Below are 13,050 nucleotides of genomic sequence, written 5' to 3'. Positions count from 1 at the left end.
AAAACCAAACCAACTCAAGCTAAAAGCCCTAGAATGTCAAACGAGAATAATTTCGCGTATACAAGCCATCCATGCCGCCGGTTATATAATTACTACCTGCCTGCCGAACGATTTCACGATACCGATCAGTTTCGAAAACTTCTTGATACTCAGCAGGGTCTCCTGAGAATCCAGCGATAAACATTACACCAGGCTGACCACTGACCATTGAGTGGTAGGCTAAAAAAACCTCAACAGCCACACTTTCCTTCACCACCTGAAAAATCGTACCAGCACGCCACTGTCGATATTCTGAATACTTTTCAGGTAAAACCTCAACATGACGAAGCTGGATATAGTCTGTATCAGGCAATTTAGAGTCGCATGGCTTGGGCGACTCAACATGCATGAGTAACTCCCTCACCACGTCCGCCGACATATACTCCCTGAAGCGCTCAACATCAGCTTCCAACTCATATTCATCCCCAGAAAAATCGGCAAGATCATCGTAGGCACGGAGCTGTAGAAGCTCCATTTCGTCATAATCCAAATAATAACGAACGCGATCAGACGAAATTAGATCAGCAAAAATCTCACCCTTAAACCGAGGTGAAAATTTAAAACGCGAGATGAGGACAACCTTGGAAGGCATGATTAACTCCCTGAACGGTACATGACGCTAAAAACAAATTAACTGCGAGAGCCCAAAGAATAATACCAACAGACACTCAAGATAATTGCTTTTTAAGCAATACCGTTTAGGAATCAGCAAACCTCCATCACAGACAAATAAAAAATTCACACACTCAAAATAAATGGAGGTCTAGATTTATTTTTAAGCAATCCACTGACCGAATGGCGCCCCCCAACTCACTCGGATTCAGTCACTCCGATTAACGAAAACAGTGCTGAGCAAGGACGAATTCACGACAGAAAAGAATATCCGTCTGTACTTGTGATCTAGCGTCATGAAAATTCACCGCCGGCGCCTCCAATACCGCTCCGTGAACGTAGGAGCGAAACGAAAACTCTTCACACGAAGCAGGAAAATCCAAAACGACTCCACGTAAAGGCGTTCGCCGGCTTCGGGTCCAGCCAGCTCATCAGCGACTGAGCTGACCACCGAGTTCCGACGGAAGCATCGTGATGCAGTTTTATTTGCCCAAAACGAAACCGGCCAGGCTTTGTGGGCCTGGCCGGTTCCTTCAACGCTCACCCGAAGGCGCGCCCATCACTCCCACTCGATGGTCGCCGGCGGCTTGCTCGATACGTCGTAGGTGACGCGGGAGATGCCTTCGATCTCGTTGATGATGCGGTTGGAGACCTTCTCCAGCAGCTCGTAGGGCAGGTGCGCCCAGCGCGCGGTCATGAAGTCGATGGTTTCCACGGCGCGCAGGGCGACGACCCAGGCGTAGCGACGGCCGTCGCCGACCACGCCCACGGATTTCACCGGCTGGAACACCACGAAGGCCTGGCTGGTCTTGTGGTACCAGTCGAAGTTGCGCAGCTCCTCGATGAAGATGTGGTCGGCGCGACGCAGCAGGTCGGCGTACTCCTTCTTCACTTCGCCGAGGATGCGCACGCCGAGGCCCGGGCCCGGGAAGGGGTGGCGGTAGACCATGTCGTAGGGCAGGCCCAGCTCGAGGCCGATCTTGCGCACTTCGTCCTTGAACAGTTCGCGCAGGGGTTCAACCAGCTCGAACTGCATGTCTTCCGGCAGACCGCCGACGTTGTGGTGGGACTTGATCACGTGGGCCTTGCCGGTCTTGGCGCCGGCCGACTCGATCACGTCGGGGTAGATGGTGCCCTGGGCGAGGAACTTCACGTCCTGGAGCTTGGTGGCCTCCTCATCGAAGACCTCGATGAAGGTGCGGCCGATGATCTTGCGCTTCTCTTCCGGGTCGGCGACGCCGGCCAGGCGGCCCAGGAACTTGTCCTCGGCGTTGGCGCGAATCACCTTCACGCCCATGTTCTCGGCGAACATGGCCATCACCTGGTCACCCTCGTGCAGGCGCAGCAGGCCGTTGTCGACGAAGACGCAGGTCAGCTGGTCGCCGATGGCCTTGTGCAACAGGGCCGCCACCACGGAGGAGTCGACGCCGCCGGACAGGCCCAGCAGCACCTTGGACGAACCCACCTGGGCGCGCACGGTGGCGATGGCGTCTTCGACGATGTTGGACGGGGTCCACAGGGCGGCGCAGCCGCAGATGTCCAGCACGAAGCGGGAAAGGATGCGACCGCCCTGCTTGGTGTGGGTCACTTCCGGGTGGAACTGCACGCCGTAGTACGCGCGGCTGTCATCGGCCATGGCGGCGATAGGGCAGCTCGGGGTGCTGGCCAGGATGTGGAAGCCTGCGGGCAGGGTGGTGACCTTGTCGCCGTGGCTCATCCACACGTCCAGGCCCAGCACGCCGTCGTCATCCACGTGGTCTTCGATGCCGTCCAGCAGGCGCGACTTGCCCACCACGTCGACGCGGGCGTAGCCGAACTCGCGCAGGTCCGAACCCTGCACCTTGCCACCCAGCTGCTCGGCCATGGTCTGCATGCCGTAGCAGATGCCCAGCAGCGGGACGTTCAGGTCGAACACCGCATGGGGAGCGCGCGGGCTGTCGGCTTCGTGCACTGACTCCGGGCCACCGGCGAGGATCACGCCACGGGGGGCGAAGGCGCGGATCGCCTCGTTGCTCATGTCGAAGGGATGGATTTCGCAGTACACACCGATCTCGCGAACGCGGCGGGCGATCAGCTGGGTGTACTGGGAGCCGAAGTCGAGGATCAGGATTCGGTGGGCGTGGATATCGTGATGGGCCATTTTCTTCCCCTGGGAAAGTGGCTGAAACGCTGAAGGCTGAAGACTGGACGAATAGCGCTCGTCCAGCCCCCAGCCTCCAGCCTCCAGCGAAGAATCAGTTAGCCGACGCGGTAGTTCGGCGCTTCCTTGGTGATCTGCACGTCATGCACGTGGGACTCCGCCATGCCCGCGCCGGTGATGCGCACGAACTGCGGCTTGGTACGCATTTCCTCGATGGTGGCGCAGCCGGTGTAGCCCATGGAAGCCCGCAGGCCGCCCATCAGCTGGTGGACGATGGCGGTCAGGCTGCCCTTGTAGGGAACGCGGCCTTCGATGCCTTCCGGAACCAGTTTCTCGGCGCCAGCCGAGGAGTCCTGGAAGTAGCGGTCGGACGAACCCTGGGACTGTGACATCGCACCCAGGGAGCCCATGCCGCGGTAAGCCTTGTAGGAACGGCCCTGGAAGAGTTCGACTTCGCCCGGGGCCTCTTCGGTACCGGCGAACATGGAGCCCATCATCACGCAGGAAGCGCCGGCCACGACGGCCTTGGACAGGTCACCGGAGAAGCGGATGCCGCCGTCGGCGATCAGCGGGATGCCGGAGCCGGCCAGGGCGGCGGCGACGTTGGCGATGGCGGAGATCTGCGGCACGCCGACACCGGCGACGATGCGGGTGGTGCAGATGGAGCCCGGGCCGATGCCGACCTTGACCGCGTCGGCGCCGGCTTCGGCCAGGGCCTTGGCGGCTTCACCGGTGGCGATGTTGCCGCCGATCACCTGGACCTGCGGGAAGTTGTCCTTGACCCAGCGCACGCGCTCGATCACGCCCTTGGAGTGACCGTGGGCGGTGTCCACCACCACCACGTCCACACCCGCGTTGACCAGGGCGGTCACGCGCTCGCCGGTATCGGCGCCGGTGCCCACCGCCGCGCCCACACGCAGGCGCCCCTGTTCGTCCTTGGACGCCAGCGGGTAGGTCTTGGCCTTCTCGATGTCACGGAAGGTCACCAGACCGCGCAGGTAGAAGTTGTCGTCGACCACCAGCATCTTCTCGATGCGGTTCTCGTAGAGCTTGGCCTTGATGTCATCCAGCGGCGTACCTTCGCGCACGGTGACCAGCTTGTCCTTGTGGGTCATGATCGCCGCCACGGTGTCGCCGGCGTTCGGCTTGAAGCGCAGGTCGCGGCCAGTGACGATGCCGACCAGCTCGCCCTCTTCCACCACCGGGAAGCCGGAGAAACCGCACTCGCGGGCGATCTGCAGCAGTTCGATGATCTTGGTGGAGGGGGTGACGGTGACCGGGTCACGGACGATGGCGGTCTCGTGACGCTTGACCTTGCGAACCTCGGCCGCCTGCTGCTCGATGGTCATGTTCTTGTGGATGATGCCGATGCCGCCTTCCTGGGCCATGGCGATGGCGAGGCGCGCTTCGGTCACGGTATCCATGGCGGCGGAAACCAGCGGGATGTTCAGTTCGATGCCGCGGGTCAGGCGGGTCTTGAGGCTTACGTCCTTGGGCAGGACCTCGGAATATCCCGGGATCAGGAGAACGTCGTCGAAGGTCAGGGCTTCTTGGCTGATGCGCAGCATGGCGGGGGGCTCCCAGGCGGGAAAATTGGAAGCGCGCCATTATAACGAGGCCAAGGCCTCCGCTCAACGCGGCTGAGCGGCATCCTCCCACTCTCCGACAAACCAGCATGGGGCCATCCTGCATCTGCGGGATAGTTCCTGCCCGAGCGCCCTCCGATACTGCCCCCGCACCTCCGCGATGCCCTGACAACAACGCCAACCAGGGGCACCTCCCATGGACGAACACCCACATGCCCGGGAATGGTCTTTCGTCCGGCGATGGGACCCCGACGAGGAACAGCGCCATGCTTGCGAAATCCCGCTTCCTGATCGCCGCCAGCCTGCTGGCCCTGAGCGTCGGCCTGCAGGCCGAACCCGCCACGCCACGCCCCTACCTCCCCGAAGACGCCCTGCCCCTGGCGGAATTCCTGCCGCCGCCACCCGCCCAGGGCAGCCCGGGTGACGTGCAGGACCTGCAAAGGGTGCTCGACGCCCAGGCGAACCGGACCCCGGAGCAGGTGGAGCAGGCGAAGCGGGACGATCACCTGACCGACGCCGCCTTTCCCTTCGCCCGGGGCATCTTCGGCCCGGACTTCACGGTGGAGAAGCATCCCCACACCGCCCGGATGTTCCGTCGGGTACTCAAGGACCTGGTACAGACCCTGATGCCGGCCAAGCACTACTACGCCCGACCGCGCCCCTACGAGCGCGACGACCGGGTGCAGCCGATACTGCCGCCACCCCAGGGCGAGTCCTACCCCAGCGGCCACACCATGGACGCCTACCTCACCGCCACGCTCCTGGCGCACATGGTTCCGGAACGGCGCCAGGCGTTGTTCGAGCGGGCCGACGCGGCGGCCCACAGCCGGGTCATCGCCGGCGTCCACTACCCGAGCGACCTGGACGGCGGGCGCGTCGCCGCAGCGGTGCTGGCCGGCGTGCTGCTGACCCGCGCGGAAATCCGCGAGGACTTCGAACTGGCCCGCCAGGAAGTCCGTCGCACCCTGCAACTGCCCTGAGCCCTCGCGGCCAGGACAGCGACGCCCTGGCCGCTCCCCCCGGAGAACCGCCATGCCCATCGTCACCAGGACGGTCCTGGCCGCCTGTCTGCCCGCGCTGCTCGCCTGCGGACACGCCCGCGCCGAGGACTGGACCGAGTTCATCACCGACAGCCACCTGCAGCTGCTCTTCAACAACCAGTTCTTCCAGCGTGACTACCGCGACGGCCCGAACAACGCCGGTCGCAACCGTTTCAAGCCCAAGACCGAGCGCAACGGCTACCGCCAGGAGTGGGGCCAGGCCTTGCAATTGCACTACCAAAGCGGCTTCACGCCGGGAACCCTCGGCCTGGGCGTGGACGCCTTCGCCATGCAGGCCTTCAAGCTGGACAGCGGAGGCGGACGCACCGGAACCGGCACCCTCGCGATCGACGGCCAGGGGCATCCCCGCGACCGGCACGGCAAGGCCGGCGGCTCGCTGAAACTGCGGGCCGCCAACACCCGGCTGCGCTATGGCGACTTCAGCACCCGGGCCCCAGTGCTGGCCGCCGACAACAGCCGGATCCTCCCCGGCGTGGCCCACGGCCTGCAGTTCACCGCCCAGTGGTCCGCCCTGGACCTGGAAGCCGCCCATCTCACCGCCCTGTCCGGGCCGACCGAGAGCAAGCGCCGGGGCCGGATATCCACCGTCTACGCCAAGCCTCACCGCCACGGCATCGACATCGGCAGCGCCAGCTACCTGGGCTTCGACACCCGCACCGATATGCCCTGGAACCTCAGCTACTACCTGGGCCGCCTGGAGGATGCCTGGACCCAGCACTACCTGCGCCTGGGCCATGAACTGGAGCTGGGCCCCGGGCGCGCCCTGGGCAACGAGTTCAGCCTCTACCTCACCCGCGACACGGGCGCCGCGCGCCTGGGCCCCCTCGACAACCGCATCTGGTCCCACGCCCTCAGCTACCGCCATGGCGTGCATCGACTGACCCTGGCCTTCCAGCGCTCCCACGCCGACACTCCCTTCGACTACATCGGCTTCGGCGACGGCCAGACAGGCCAGTCCATCTTCCTCGCCAACGCCGCCGCCTATTCGGACTTCAACGGCCCCCACGAACGTTCCTGGCAGCTGCGCTATGACCAGAAGCTGGCCTGGCTCGGGCTGCCAGAGCTGAACGCGTCGATCCGCCACCAGCGGGGCTGGGGCGTGGACGGCAGCCGGGCGCCGACGGACGGTCTCTATCACGGACTCTACGGCCGCGACGGCCGACACCATGAGTGGGACCTGGACCTGCGCTACACCCTGCCCGCCGGGCCACTGAAGAACCTGCAACTGCGGGCGACGCAGATCTGGCACCGGGGCAACCGCGCCCAGGCCGACGGTTCCATCGACCAGGTGCGGCTGCGTCTGATCTATCCGCTGGACATCCTCTAACGGGGCGCGGGGCCTTCGGCGTGGGTCCACACCTGGCGGACCGCGAACCCGAGGCGTTCGCCGAAGGCGTCGAGGAAGCCCTCGGTGAAGCGGGTATCGCCCCAGCCGTTGAAGATGAAGCCCAGGTTGGAAAAGCCGCAGGGCTGCAGGAAGAGGAAGCCGTTGATGTCGTCCTCGAAGCCGCACTCCGGGCAGGTGAAGTTGTCGGTGGTCCCCGGCCACCACTCCTCCAGGCTCTCGAACAGCGGTTCGCCGATTTCCTGCCGGCATTCGGGGCAACCCGCTTCATGGAGGAAATTCCGCGTGGGGGTATAGATGCAGCGTTTGTCCACCAGCTCCAGGCCGCTCACCGGCTGGCCGAACGGCAGCCGGTCGGGGTGTTCCACCACCTGCCGCGCACCGGGACCGATGACATAGGCCATGCGGTTGCCACGCAGGCCACAGGTACTGGGCAGCGCCTCGACCACCTGCCGCTGAGCCAGCCAGCGCAGCATGCGTCCTGCCAGGGCCTGGTGCCCGGGCACGCTGGACAGCTGGGGCACCAAGATCAGTTGACTGTATTCCATCCGTTTCCTCCGCCCGACGTGCAAAGGGGGCGCAGCTTAATCGCCACGCCTTGCACGTCAACTATGGTGCATGGCGACAAAGCCATTATCATTCCGCCCCATGCTCAAAGACCCTTTTCAACGGCTCGGCCTCGACCGCGAGGTGCTGACCGTCAGCCAACTGAACCAGCGTGCGCGCCACCTGCTGGAGGACGTGTTCCCCCAGGTCTGGGTGGAGGGCGAAATCTCCAACCTCGCCCGCCCGGCGTCCGGCCACCTCTATTTCACCCTCAAGGACAGCCAGGCCCAGGTACGTTGCGCCCTGTTCCGGCAGAACGCCCTGAAGGTCCGACAGGCCCTGCGGGACGGCCTCGCCGTGCGGGTACGCGGCAAGGTCTCGCTGTTCGAGGGACGCGGCGACTACCAGTTGATCGCCGATGCGGTCGAACCGGCCGGTGACGGCGCCCTGCGCCTGGCCTTCGAGGCCCTGAAGGAGAAGCTGGCGGCGGAGGGACTCTTCGCCGCCGAGCGCAAACGCCCGCTGCCGGCGCATCCCCGGCACATCGGCATCGTCAGCTCACCCACCGGGGCGGTGATCCGCGACATCATCAGCGTCTTCCGCCGCCGCGCACCGCAGATCCGCCTGACCTTGATCCCCACCGCCGTACAGGGCCGCGAAGCCACCGCGCAGATCGTCCGCGCCCTGGCCACGGCCGATGCCCGGGGCTTCGATGCCCTGATCCTCGCCCGGGGCGGCGGCTCGCTCGAAGACCTCTGGTGCTTCAACGAAGAGGCCGTGGCACGCGCCGTGGCCGCCTGCCGAACGCCCATCGTCAGCGCCGTGGGCCATGAGACCGACGTGTCCATCGCCGACTTCGTCGCCGATGTCCGGGCACCCACGCCCTCCGCCGCGGCGGAACTGCTGGCACCGGACGCCGGCGACCTGCAACGCCGCCTCGACAGCCTGCAGCGGCGCCTGGTGCTGCGCATGCGGGAGCAGCTGTCCCGCGAACGCCTGCGCCTGGACGGCATGGCCCGACGCCTGCGCCATCCCGGTGAACGCCTGCGCCAGCAAGCCCAGCGCCTGGATGACCTGGACATGCGCCTGCGCCGCGCCTTCGAGCGCCAGCGGCAGATTCGCCAGGAGCGGCTGGCGCGACTGGATACCCGACTCGCCGCGCAACATCCGGGACGCACCCTGGCGCTGCTGCGGCAGAAGCTGGACAGCCTGGCCGATCGCCTGCCCCGCGCGACCCGCGAGGTCCTCAAGGATCACCGCCAACGCTTGGAAACCCTGGCCCAGACCCTGAACGTGGTAAGCCCGCTGGCCACCCTCGGCCGCGGCTACAGCATCCTCCTCGACGAGCGCGGCAACGCCATTCGCAGTGCCGAGCAGACCCGCACCGGCCAGCGCCTCACGGCGCGCCTGGCGGAGGGCGAGCTGGAGGTGCGCGTCGAGGACAACCACCTGACTCCCGTGAACCTGTCCCTGCTGGATTGACCATGCGCCTGATCGCCTTCCTGCTCGCCGCCTGCCTCGCCCTCCCCGCCCAGGCGGAAGGTTTCATCACTCGCCTGCTGAACAAACCGGTGCCCGGCGGCGTCGCCGTGGTTCGGCTCGGCAGCGGCGGCGAGGCCCCCACGGCGCGCTTCCAGGGCAAGCCGGTGCTGGTGATCAAGGAGGAGAACCGCGACTGGATCGCCATCGTCGGAATTCCCCTGGGCACAGGGGCCGGGCAGCAGCGGATCGAGGTCGGCGACGGCCGCACGCTGTCCTTCGAGGTCGGCTCGCGCAGCTACCGCGAGCAGCACATCAAACTGGCCAATACCCGACAGGTGAACCCGCTACCGGAAGACCTCAAGCGCATCGATCGCGAGCTGGCCGAGCAGACCCGCGCCTACCGCAGCTTCAGCGCCGGCACCCCGAGCAACCTGCTGTTCGACAAACCGGTGAACGGCCCCCTCTCCAGCCCGTTCGGCCTGCGTCGCTTCTTCAATGGCGAGGAGCGCAACCCGCACTCCGGCCTGGATTTCGCCGTCGGCGCGGGAACCCCCATCAAGGCGCCGGCTGCCGGCAAGGTGATCCTCATCGGCGACTACTTCTTCAATGGCAAGACCGTGTTCGTCGACCACGGCCAGGGGCTGATCAGCATGTTCTGCCACCTGTCGAAGGTCGACGTGAAGCTCGGCCAAGCATTGCCCCGTGGCGGCGTGCTCGGGCGGGTCGGCGCCACCGGCCGCGCCACCGGGCCGCACATGCACTGGAACGTCAGCCTAAATGACGTGCGGGTGGACCCGGCCATTTTCATCGGCGCCTATAAACCCTGAGCCACGCGCCACCGCAGACGGGAACCGCGCCGACACCCGCGCTTACATCCCGAGGTTTGGACCGAAAGAATGATTTGCTAAGGTCCCGCGGTTCCCGGGCACGCGCCCACCCAATCGGATCATTGAAGGGAACAGCCCATGCAAGGCGAAATCACCCACTGGCTGGACTGGCTGCGGCAGCATCAGGAACTGCACACCATCGTCAGCACCTCCGTACTCCTCTTCCTGGCGTGGCTGTCCAACTGGATCGTGCGGCGCATCCTCCTGCGCGGCCTGTTCCGCCTCACCGGCGCGCAGATCCAGGACCACGGGCTGATCAAGCGCCTGGCCAATGTGGTGCCGGCCCTGGTGCTGGCCTTCGGCGTCAAGGTGGTGCCGAACCTTCCCGGCGCCCTGGTGGAGGTGATCACCAATGTCTGCACCGCCTTCATCATCCTCACCATCGCCCTGGCGCTCAGCGCCGCGCTGAATATCGTCAACAGCCTCTACCAGCGCCGCAAGGACGCCCACCTGCGCCCCATCAAGGGCTACATCCAGGTGCTGAAGATCGCCATCTTCGCCATCGCCACCATCCTGATGATCGCCAGCCTGATCGACCGCTCGCCGCTGATCCTGCTGTCCGGCCTGGGCGCCATGGCCGCGGTGCTGCTGCTGATCTTCCAGGACACGCTGCTGTCCCTGGTGGCCAGCGTGCAGATCACCTCCAACGACATCATCCGCGTTGGCGACTGGGTGGAGATGCCCCAGCTGAATGCCGACGGCGATGTGATCGACATCGCCCTGCACACGGTGAAGGTGCAGAACTGGGACAAGACCATCACCACCATTCCCACCAAGCGCTTCATCACCGACTCGTTCAAGAACTGGCGCGGCATGCAGGAGTCCGGCGGGCGCCGAATCAAGCGCTCCCTCTATCTGGACCAGAACAGCGTGCGCTTCCTGGACCGGGACGAGATCGCGCGGCTGCACGGCGTTCGATTGCTGGACGGCTACCTCAAGGCCAAGGAAAGCGAGCTGCTGTCCTGGAACAGCCAACTGGCCGAGCCCCATCGCCTGCCGATCAACAGCCGCCAGCTGACCAACCTCGGCACCTTCCGCGCCTACGTCGAGCATTACCTGCGGGAAACCCCGGATATCCGCAAGGACATGACCCTGCTGGTGCGGCAGATGGCGCCCACCGCCGACGGCCTGCCCCTGGAGCTCTACTGCTTCACCAACACCACCGCCTGGGCCCGCTACGAGGCCATCCAGTCGGACATCTTCGACCACCTGCTGGCAATCCTGCCGGAGTTCGGCCTGCGGGTATTCCAGCACCCGAGCGGCGCCGACATGCGCGCCCTGCGCCTGCCCGCCGCTGATTGAGTCCTGCCTGCCCACGAATTGCCTGATCCAGGGTGATTCGTGGGGGGACTTCCGCGCGCCCCAACACCAAGCGCAACTCAATCAAGAAATACGCAAAGCTTCCGCAATAAATAACTCACTTGCAGATTCTTGCGCTCTTTTTCACCATTTTTTCTGGGATGCTTGCCATATTCACTCACGATGAATAGGGTTAGCCCCTATGAAAACCGCACATACCCTCATCCTCCTGCGTCAACACGCCTGCCTGCGACTGGTCAGCCCGCGACTGCGTAGCTGAATCCCCCCGCCGCGCACACCCCACTCGCAATCAGGCCGCCCGCCTGCGGCCCGCAGAACAAGGATTCGTCCCATGACCATGCTGAAAGATCCGTCCAAGAAGTACCGCGCCTTCCCCGCCATCGACCTGCCGGACCGTACCTGGCCGTCGAAGACCATCACCGAAGTGCCGATCTGGTGCAGCTCCGACCTGCGCGACGGCAACCAGTCGCTGATCGAGCCGATGGACGCGCAGAAGAAGATGCGGTTCTTCAAGACCCTGGTGCAGGTGGGCCTGAAGGAGATCGAGGTGGCCTTCCCCTCCGCCTCCGATACCGACTTCAACTTCGTCCGCGAACTGATCGAGGGCGGCCACATTCCCGATGACGTGACCATCCAGGTGCTGACCCAGGCCCGCGAGGACCTGATCACCCGCACCTTCGAGTCCCTGAAGGGCGCGAAGAAAGCCATCGTCCACGTCTACAACGCCACCGCGCCGTCCTTCCGCCGCATCGTCTTCAACCAGGACAAGGCCGGCGTGGTCGACATCGCCGTGAAGGCCGCCACCCTGATCCGCGAACTGGCCGCCAAGCAGCCGGAAACCGACTGGACCTTCCAGTACTCGCCGGAGATCTTCAGCTCCACCGAGCTGGACTTCGCCGTCGAGGTCTGCGACGCCGTGATCGGCGTCTGGCAGCCCACTCCCGAGAAGAAGATCATCCTCAACCTGCCGGCCACCGTGGAATGCGCCACCCCGAACGTGTACGCCGACCAGATCGAGTGGTTCGGCCGCCGCATCAGCCGCCGCGACTCGGTGATCATCAGCCTGCACACCCACAATGACCGGGGTACCGGCGTGGCCGCCACCGAGCTGGGCCTGATGGCCGGTGCCGACCGCGTGGAAGGCTGCCTGTTCGGCAACGGCGAGCGTACCGGCAACGTCGACCTGGTGACCCTGGCGCTGAACATGTACACCCAGGGCCTGCACCCGCAGCTGGACTTCTCCGACATCGACGCCGTGCGCAAGGTGGTGGAGGAGTGCAACCAGCTGCCGGTCCACCCGCGTCATCCCTATGTGGGCGACCTGGTGCACACCGCCTTCTCCGGCTCCCACCAGGACGCCATCCGCAAGGGCTTCGCCCAGCAGCAGGACGACGCCCTCTGGGAAGTGCCCTACCTGCCGATCGACCCGGCCGACATCGGCCGCAGCTACGAGGCGGTCATCCGCGTCAACAGCCAGTCCGGCAAGGGCGGCATCACCTTCCTGCTGGAGCAGGAGTACGGCATCAGCCTGCCCCGCCGCATGCAGATCGAGTTCAGCCAGGTGGTGCAGAAGGAGACCGACCGTCTCGGCCTGGAGATGACCGCCGAGCAGATCTACGCCCTGCTGGACAGCGAGTACCTGCAGGCGACCACGCCCTACACCCTGAAAGGCCATCGCCTGCAGGAGGAGAACGGCACCAGCGCGGTGGATATCGAAGTCCAGGTCAAGGGCGACACCCAGCACCTGCGCGGCATGGGCAAGGGCCCGCTGGAGGCCCTGGTGGCCAGCCTGCCGGTGAAGGTGGAGGTGATGGACTACTCCGAGCATGCCATCGGCGCCGGCACAAACGCCAAGGCCGCCGCGTACATCGAGCTGCGGGTCAATGGCGGTCGTGCACTGCACGGCATCGGCATCGACGAGAACCTCACCACCGCCAGCTTCCGTGCCCTGTTCAGCGCGCTGAACCGCGCCCTGAGCCAGGCCGAGGCTGAAGCGGCCTGAGTGGTACGACGCTGAAAAAGAACCCCGCCG

Annotated in this window: 10 protein-coding genes; 6 read left to right on the top strand and 4 right to left on the bottom strand. The window is 65.0% G+C overall.

What is annotated here, in order from left to right:
- Positions 1-28: 28 nt before the first annotated feature.
- The 3 genes from KF707C_RS05485 to guaB all read right to left on the bottom strand — a co-directional run bounded on the left by KF707C_RS05485 (position 29) and on the right by guaB (position 4,359).
- The gene (locus KF707C_RS05485) at positions 29-631 is read right to left on the bottom strand and encodes a hypothetical protein (RefSeq protein ID WP_036991411.1); all 603 of its coding nucleotides are present in this window, start codon (positions 629-631) and stop codon (positions 29-31) included.
- Positions 632-1,210: 579 nt separating this feature from the next.
- Positions 1,211-2,791 (bottom strand): glutamine-hydrolyzing GMP synthase, encoded by a 1,581-nt coding sequence (gene guaA / locus KF707C_RS05480; protein ID WP_003448806.1) that lies wholly within the window; start codon positions 2,789-2,791, stop codon positions 1,211-1,213.
- Between the two features lie 98 nt (positions 2,792-2,889).
- A complete protein-coding gene (gene guaB, locus KF707C_RS05475; RefSeq protein ID WP_003448805.1) occupies positions 2,890-4,359 on the bottom strand; it encodes an IMP dehydrogenase in 1,470 nt (489 codons plus the stop codon).
- A gap of 284 nt (positions 4,360-4,643) precedes the next feature.
- Between guaB and KF707C_RS05470 the strand changes: the two genes are divergently transcribed.
- Together KF707C_RS05470 and KF707C_RS05465 are read left to right on the top strand one after the other, a co-directional pair.
- Positions 4,644-5,357, top strand: a complete 714-nt coding sequence (locus KF707C_RS05470; protein WP_003448804.1) for an acid phosphatase — start codon at positions 4,644-4,646, stop codon at positions 5,355-5,357.
- A 52-nt stretch (positions 5,358-5,409) separates the two neighbouring features.
- Positions 5,410-6,765, top strand: coding sequence for an OprD family outer membrane porin (locus KF707C_RS05465; RefSeq protein ID WP_003448803.1), 1,356 nt, complete (start codon positions 5,410-5,412; stop codon positions 6,763-6,765).
- Here the strand turns inward: KF707C_RS05465 and KF707C_RS05460 are convergent.
- On the bottom strand, positions 6,762-7,331 hold the full coding sequence (locus KF707C_RS05460; protein WP_003448802.1) for a hypothetical protein: 570 nt from the start codon (positions 7,329-7,331) through the stop codon (positions 6,762-6,764). The two genes, KF707C_RS05465 and KF707C_RS05460, sit on opposite strands and share 4 nt — an antisense overlap.
- Before the next feature lie 100 nt (positions 7,332-7,431).
- Here KF707C_RS05460 and xseA point away from each other — a divergent pair, with 100 nt between their 5' ends.
- The 4 genes from xseA (at position 7,432) to leuA (ending at position 13,020) form a co-directional block, all read left to right on the top strand.
- On the top strand, positions 7,432-8,811 hold the full coding sequence (gene xseA, locus KF707C_RS05455; RefSeq protein ID WP_003448801.1) for an exodeoxyribonuclease VII large subunit: 1,380 nt from the start codon (positions 7,432-7,434) through the stop codon (positions 8,809-8,811).
- Positions 8,812-8,813: 2 nt separating this feature from the next.
- Positions 8,814-9,638, top strand: a complete 825-nt coding sequence (locus tag KF707C_RS05450) for a peptidoglycan DD-metalloendopeptidase family protein (protein WP_003448800.1) — start codon at positions 8,814-8,816, stop codon at positions 9,636-9,638.
- Positions 9,639-9,776: 138 nt separating this feature from the next.
- Positions 9,777-11,000 (top strand): mechanosensitive ion channel family protein, encoded by a 1,224-nt coding sequence (locus KF707C_RS05445; protein WP_003448799.1) that lies wholly within the window; start codon positions 9,777-9,779, stop codon positions 10,998-11,000.
- A gap of 349 nt (positions 11,001-11,349) precedes the next feature.
- The gene (gene leuA, locus KF707C_RS05440; protein WP_003448798.1) at positions 11,350-13,020 is read left to right on the top strand and encodes a 2-isopropylmalate synthase; all 1,671 of its coding nucleotides are present in this window, start codon (positions 11,350-11,352) and stop codon (positions 13,018-13,020) included.
- Positions 13,021-13,050 lie beyond the last annotated feature (30 nt).

It is taken from the genome of Pseudomonas furukawaii (assembly GCF_002355475.1).
GTDB classification, from domain to species: Bacteria; Pseudomonadota; Gammaproteobacteria; order Pseudomonadales; family Pseudomonadaceae; genus Metapseudomonas; species Metapseudomonas furukawaii.
Note: the sequence above shows the minus strand (reverse complement) of the source record. Positions and strands in the feature narration are given on the sequence as shown.